The sequence below is a fragment of the Paraburkholderia solisilvae genome (assembly GCF_902859875.1).
Classification (GTDB): domain Bacteria; phylum Pseudomonadota; class Gammaproteobacteria; order Burkholderiales; family Burkholderiaceae; genus Paraburkholderia; species Paraburkholderia solisilvae.
The window spans coordinates 1-4,966 of the sequence record NZ_CADIKF010000108.1; the positions used below are offsets into that span (position 1 = coordinate 1).

Genomic DNA, 4,966 nt, shown 5'->3' on the forward strand with positions numbered 1-4,966 from the left:
ACGGCGGCGCGAACCAGCGCGGCCTCGCGGCGCGCATGCGTGTCTTCCGCGGGCGCAGGCGCGGGCGGCAGTTCCGGAAGCGTCGCGCGCAGGCGTTCGGCCTGCGCCTGCACATCCGCGACGAGCGCGTCGACGCCGGCCAGCATGTCGGTCAGATCGAAATCGGATTGCGCGATGCTCGCCCGGTCCGGAACCGGCAGCGGCGCACGCGGCGGCGTCTGCTGCTGCGCGAGCGTCGCCGGATCCATGCCGGTGGTTTCGCAAAAGTCCGCGATCCACGCGGCGCGGCGCCCGGCGCGCGCATCGTCCGCCGCGCGCTGCCGCGCGGCCACGGCTTCGTTGCGGGCCGCCAGTGCCGGTGCGTCGTAGTCGGCAGCAAGCTCGGACTCGTTGAACATATGCGCGGCAGCAAGCGCAGGATCCGTGCGGTTCGCGAATACCTGCTCGTAGTGCGCGAACGGACGCGGCGCCGACTGGGCCTCGTACGCGACCATCACCGCGTCGATATCGAACGACAGCGGATCCTGATGCACAGTTTCGCCGTGATACTGCGCGACGCCGAGCATCAGTTCCGGGAAGAACCACAGCGTGTCGAATGCGAGGCTCACCTCTTCGATCCCCGCTCCGTCGCGACGCCGGATAAACGCCCGTGCGCGCAGCGCGGGCACGTGCCCTTCGATGCTCGCCTGCGATGGATGCATGCCGGTCAGGCAATACGGCTCGCCGCCCTGCAGATAGCCGGCGAGTTGCTGGTCGGCCGGCGCGCGCAGAAACAGATCGCGCGACGCATTCGACGGGAAACCCGGCATGTCGCTGCTGCGCCATCTGCGTCCATAGCGACCTGCGTGACCGATGCGCGGCTGCCAGTCGAACCCGAGCGGGCCGAAATTCGCGGGCGCGTAGCGGATCCAGTGGCGGCGCACCGGTTCGTCCGGCATCTCGAGGTTCGGCATCGCGCCGCGATTGGCGCCGATCAGTGCGGCAAGGCGGTTGCGGTTGAATCCGTTGCCGAGCGGATTGCCCGCATGCCGGGCGCCGCCGAATGCGCGCGCATAGCCGAGCGGCATCGTGACGAACGGCTGCGGTTCGCCGATGCATAACCACGGGTCGTAGCGCCATTCGCGCTCGCCGGTCACGTTGAGTGTCTTCGTCACGCCCGCGGCGGCGAGTGTCACCTGCATCTTTCGCACGGGCTGTTGCTGCGGTGCGTACGCGCTGCCGGTCACGAGCAGTTCCGCGCGCGGCTTTGCGAATACTTCGTCGAGCGGCTGCGGAATGCCAAGCGACGCGAGCGCGTTGACGACCGCGGGCCACTGCTCGTTCTCGGTCGCAAATCGCTGCACCGGCACGCCGAGCGGAAAGAAACCGAGCGCCGAGATCGCGAAGCGCCGCTCGCCGCCGAACAGGTACGAGCGGGTGAACGCACCGAGCGTCATGGGTTTGATGACTTTCATCGCGCACTCACAGGTAGATCTGAATCACGCCGACAAGCGTGATCGACGCATTGCCGACCTTGATGTCGGGCTGTTCCGGCTGCGAGCTGAAGTGAATGCCCGGCCCGGTTATCTGGATCGTGTTCTGCTCGGCGACCATCGATATGCGCGTCTCAGTCGCCGTCAGCGACATATCGAAGGTTTCGTCCGCGAGCGACATGCGCGTCGAGCTGCCGACGAGGCTCATCGAGGTCGTCGAGCCCTGGATATCCACGCTGCTCGACACGCCGACCAGGTTGAGCGAGTCATGCGTGCCGGTCATCGACGTCGAACTCGATTCGGCTGTGACGTTGGTGGAGCTGGACGAGCCGATCACGCCGGTGGTCGACGTGCTGCCGATCAGCGACATCGATCGCGTGATGCCCATCATCGACGTATCGGTCGACATGCCGACCATATTGACGTTCTCCGTCACCAGCGTCGTGCTGCGATTGCTCGACGAGCCGATGGTCGATACCGACTCGTTGCTGCCGATCTTCGTATCCGACGCACTGGTGCCGCTCACCACATTGGTCGACGTCGAATTGCCGGTGACCGTGTTGAGGCTCGTCGTGTTGCCATGGTTTGCCGACTGGTTGTACGTGTCGCCGTGCACGGTCGTGACGCTTGCGATCACCGCATCCGGCGCCGGCGATGGCGACGGCGCGTTGCCGGCCGGATCGCTGCGCCCATGCACGCTTTCGCTATACACGCGGCCGACCGCGCTGAAACTCTGCTGTTGCGCCGCCCAGTTCGCGCTGAAGGACGACCCGTATGAGTACGAGCGGCTCAACCACCCCTGCGCGCCGCTTTCGGATGTCGCATAGCTGTAGCTCGCGCCTTGCGAATAGCTCGCATCGCGATACTGACCGCTCGCATAGGCCTCGGACACGAGGTCGATCGCGTGATCGAGCGTGCGCTGCGACGACACATCGGAGGCCGCGCCGAAACGGATGCTCAGGTTATCGCCGTACGAAGTCGAATGGCTGCTGCCGACCGACGTGTTCGCGGTCCAGCCCGATGGCGTGATCACGCGCGAGCCGTTTGCGTGCACGATGCTCTGAATCTCCGGCAGTTCCGATTCGTCCTGCGCGCGCGTGACCACCACCGTGACGCCCACTTCCGGCACCGTTTGCATATGCGCAGCGAGCTTCACCCACACCGGCGCAGTCGTCGCGCCGTCCCGCTCGGTCGCAAAGCGCACGTACACGCCTTTCGCGTGCAGCGTCTGCGGCGACGCGTCGCGATCGATCAGATCGTTGGTGACCATCTCGAAGTTTTCCTTCGAGTAGTAACGCCAGTTGGTCGGTGCGGTGCTGCCATCGGCATTGACGACGGTTGCGAACAGCGAACCTTGCTGGGTTTCATCGAGCGAGAACGGCGTGATCAGGCCGGACGATTCGGTCGCGGTAAAACGGTTGTGATAACTCTGCTGGTCCGCCTCGTGCGTGACCTGGGTCAGCACGAACCATTGATGTTCGAGCGACGGCTGCACCGGCGCGGCCGCCGACTGGTCGGCCGGCGCGACTAGTTCGAAACGGTAGCCGACCCGCATCTGCGCGCATGTGCTGCTGCCGGACAGGTTCGCCGCCGACGCGCGGCGCGTGGCGTCCGACGCGTTCGCGATTTCGTCGGCCTGGCGGGCACTGACGCCGTACTGATACTGCTTGTATTGCGTAAACGGCAGTTCGCCGGAATGGCTGCGCTCGGCGAAATACGTCTGGAACACCGGAATCGTGTCCATTTCCCAGACTTCCTGCTGCAGCGCGAGCACGCAGTCGACGCCGCTCGTCACGAGCGACTGCTCGAACGTGTACTCCGATACGACGTCATCCTGGATCAGGCCGTTTTCGGACTGGTCGGTGAACGTGTAGCGCAACGGACGCCCGCCATTGCTGATCTGCGGATACTGCGCGCGGTTCGAGAACATCACCGTGTGGCCGGTGCCGGTGTGCTCGAAGTAGTAGTGGATATGCGCTTTGCCCATCAGCCGCTGCAGCAGCGCGAAATCGGACTCGCCGGCCTGCAGCCAGTCCTGCACGCGGGTGCGCGCGAGATTGTGCGACCCCGCGATGCCGTCGAGCGAACATGCGATGCCGTGCTCGCGCAACAGTGCGCCGATCGCGTCGGCGACGCTCATCTGCGCCAGCACGCGATAGCGGTTCGTCAGCGTCAGCTTCCACAGCGCGGGCTTGATCGATGCGCGATAAACGCCGGGTTGACTCATCGAGAACGCGGTGACGATGCCGTTGAATACGGTAAGCGTCGGGTCCGGCGCGCCGCCGGCGAGCAGTGCCGCAAAGCGCAGGTTCGACGCGCCGGCCGCGTCGGGCGCCCGGCCTTGCGCTGACGCGTGCGGGTCCGGGCGGTCGATGCCGATCGTGACCGGCCGCCCGATCAGATGATCGAAACGCAGCGCCGGTACGCGGGCCGATGGCGTTTCGTTTGCGCGCAGTTCGAGTTCGAACGAGAACGGCTGCGAGACGCGTTCCTCGCCGGTGAGCCGTTCGGCGCGCAGCGTCTGCGCACCGAGAATCCGCCCGCCGGGCAGAAAGATGCCGACGTGCAGAAACACCGCCGGATCGGGCGATTCGATCCGCTCGATGCGTGTCGTGCCGATGTCGTCGCGGGCGCTCATGCGGGCACTCCTTGCGGGTCGCCGATAATCGTGAACATCACCGCGCGGCGCTCGTCGTCCGGCGCGTCGCGGGGAGTGCCGAGCCATGCGGTTTGGCCGAGGCGCAAGCCTGCGTAGCGGGTGGTGTGTGCGGTGGCGGATGCGTTGTCTGCGTTGGTTGCGTTGGTTGCATCGGCCGCACGTTGCATCTCGGTCGCTCGCAAACCTGGCAGCGGCTGATCGACGCGCCCTGTCAGCATCGGTGGCGGCAGATCGCGCGTGCGGATCGTCAGCGTCACGTGGCAGTCGACGCGTCGGTCAAACAGCAGCCGCACCATTTGCGCGAGACCCGCATAACCGTCCACCGGCGCCGCCGCGTCCGGTTTCGTCTCCTGCGCGCCATGCCCGTCGCCCCCGGCATTGGCGCGCGCACTCGCGCCTGCACTGACACTCGCGCCCCCACTCGCACTGACACCCGTACTCGCACCCGCATCCGCACTCACATTCGCACCCACGCCGGCACTGGCGCTTGCACCCACATTCACACTGCCGATGCCCTGAGGCTGAGTCGCCCCATCATCCACAGCCGGCGTCGGCGTCCCGCCCTGCAGCGAAGCAGCCGGATACCGGCGCGGCGGCAGCAGCGCGCACAGCCTCGGGTAGTCGACGTCGGGCACCGTCAGGCGCACGCCCGCGCACTGGTTCCAGATATGCGTGCCCAACACCGCATCGCGGCCGAGCGTCGTCGCGCGTACGCCGAGCAGCGGCCGGTCGACGGGCAACAGCTTGCGCCAGCTGCCCACGAGCGGCTCCAGTTGCGCAGCGGGCACGCCCAGGTAGCGGCGCAGCGCAAGCAGCGCGCCGGCGCCGCTGCGCC

At 66.8% G+C, this 4,966-nt stretch carries 3 protein-coding genes; all 3 read right to left on the minus strand.

What is annotated here, in order from left to right:
• The coding region (locus HV675_RS31880; RefSeq protein ID WP_175115437.1) for a DUF2169 family type VI secretion system accessory protein at positions 1–1,454 on the minus strand (1,454 nt) is incomplete at its 3' end.
• A 7-nt stretch (positions 1,455–1,461) separates the two neighbouring features.
• Positions 1,462–4,110, minus strand: coding sequence for a contractile injection system protein, VgrG/Pvc8 family (locus HV675_RS31885; RefSeq protein ID WP_175115438.1), 2,649 nt, complete (start codon positions 4,108–4,110; stop codon positions 1,462–1,464).
• A partial coding sequence (locus HV675_RS31890; RefSeq protein ID WP_175115439.1) for a type VI secretion system baseplate subunit TssG occupies positions 4,107–4,966 on the minus strand: 860 nt, incomplete at its 5' end. The genes HV675_RS31885 and HV675_RS31890, both read right to left, overlap by 4 nt.